The sequence below is a fragment of the Dyella sp. 01N36 genome, assembly GCF_056399745.1.
The window spans coordinates 1-1,675 of the sequence record NZ_JBFTRY010000353.1 but is presented as its reverse complement, the minus strand read 5'-3'; the positions used below and the strand labels follow the sequence as shown (position 1 = coordinate 1,675).

Annotated in this window: 2 protein-coding genes; both read right to left on the bottom strand. The window is 60.6% G+C overall.

Annotation, left to right across the window (positions count from 1 at the left end; all coding sequences use genetic code 11):
* Positions 1 to 356: cell wall hydrolase (locus AC1DMG_RS22025; protein ID WP_477181140.1), on the bottom strand; the 356-nt coding region annotated here is incomplete at its 3' end.
* Between the two features lie 464 nt (positions 357 to 820).
* A complete protein-coding gene (ygfZ, locus tag AC1DMG_RS22020) occupies positions 821 to 1,477 on the bottom strand; it encodes a CAF17-like 4Fe-4S cluster assembly/insertion protein YgfZ (RefSeq protein ID WP_477181141.1) in 657 nt (218 codons plus the stop codon).
* Between the last annotated feature and the right edge of the window lie 198 nt (positions 1,478 to 1,675).

The window sequence follows — 1,675 nt, the reverse complement described above, 5'->3', positions numbered from 1 at the left end:
GTGGCGAAGTGATCTGCTTGCGGCACGTACACGGTGCGCTCTCCCTTTGGCAGGCTCCAATTGCTGATCGAATCACCAGCAATCTTCCACGCCTTGGTCCAGGAGTTCAGATCGGTCACTTCGAACGTGCTTGCGGTGGTTGTCAATGCGAATTGCCGCGGCGACTTGACCACCTCGCAAACATTGTCGCCCCAGGTGCCGCGATCGCGACGACGAAGAGCAACTTCGGCCACGGCGTACTGGCCGAGGGTCGATTCACTGCGTGCCTCGAGATACACCGTCGTGGCCAGGCAGGTCTGGTCCGCGAGGGGCTGGGGTAGCACGGACGCTAACCACAACAGCATGGAAAGTTTCATTGAGTCTGCCTCCAACGTGCTGTACGCGTGAGGTCGGTACTGCTGACTTCACGCGCCGTTGCGGTGGACGGGCGGGCAGGCCGTTCCACCTGGATTGATCGCCGCGACCGAAACTTGTGGTCAGGCGGTTTGCCACGGGATTGTGGCCAGTCGAGCGGCTGTTCCGGTGCCGCTCAAAACTTGTGGTGCTGCAAGGGCATAGATCGGGTACTAAGGACCGCGTTGCCTGCAACGTCAGCCGCGCCAAGGGGCGGCATTGGATACACCGACATCTCTGTCGGGTCGCGCTGATCCGGACCCCTCCGGTTCGTCGCGTATGTGGACACCCAGGGCAGTGGGTGTCTATCGAATTGGTTGGCGAGACTAGTGGCCGATTTCTGATCTGGCAAGTGCCTCGCAGTTCAGGTTCACGTCACACTCACATTGCCGTCTCGCTTCGTGAATCTTTGCGCCTGTTTGTTTCATCATGCAGACCAACTCTGCACGACATGCAAACGAATGCCTTCGTCAGTGTCGATACGCGATGCATCGTCAAGCGAATTCATTAGACCATCGTCTATGACTGCAAGCGCTCGAAAGGTTGCATCGTCATTCGCCACATYGAGCAATTGAATGCTGTTGTCACCGTTACGGTGCAGCACGGTGCCCCCGCTCACAAACTGCGACAATACGACGCAATGCATATGCCGCTTGTGCCCGCCGCGATAGTGCAGGCGCGCCACGATTTCCTGGCCGGGATAGCAGCCTTTGTCGAACGCAACCGCTTGCAGACGCTCGAGCGAAATAGCGGGCGGCAGCAACGCGCCCAATGCGTCATTCGGCAACCACGGCCAGCCTGCGCGAACTTGCAGCGCTCGCCACGCATCATCGGCAACCGCGGCGCCGACGATCACGCTGTGATCACCGCAACCGAACACGTACGCATCACCTTCACGATGCACGGCGTACGTCGTGAGTGCTGCGCCGGTGGCAAGTGCGCGCGGATCGGGCACGCTCAGTTTGACCTTGGAGCGAAACACGAAGCGTTGCAGCGATGCCGCCATCGACGATGCATCGCCGCCGCGCAACAGCAGCAGCAACGAGTCATCGGCAATACATGCGAGCTGGAACAAGGCAAGCACGCGGCCCTGGGCATCGAGCCACGCGCTGAACTGCCAGTGGCCGACGGCAAGCGACTGGACATCGCTGGTGAACTGGGCTTGCGCAAAGGCCGCGGCGTCGGTGCCTTCGATCAACAGGGTCTGGGCGGAGAGGTCGGTAGGCATAAGAAGGGGAGGTAAGGGCGGGCAGGGGAAGTCACAAGGGCCGCTGCCCTACTG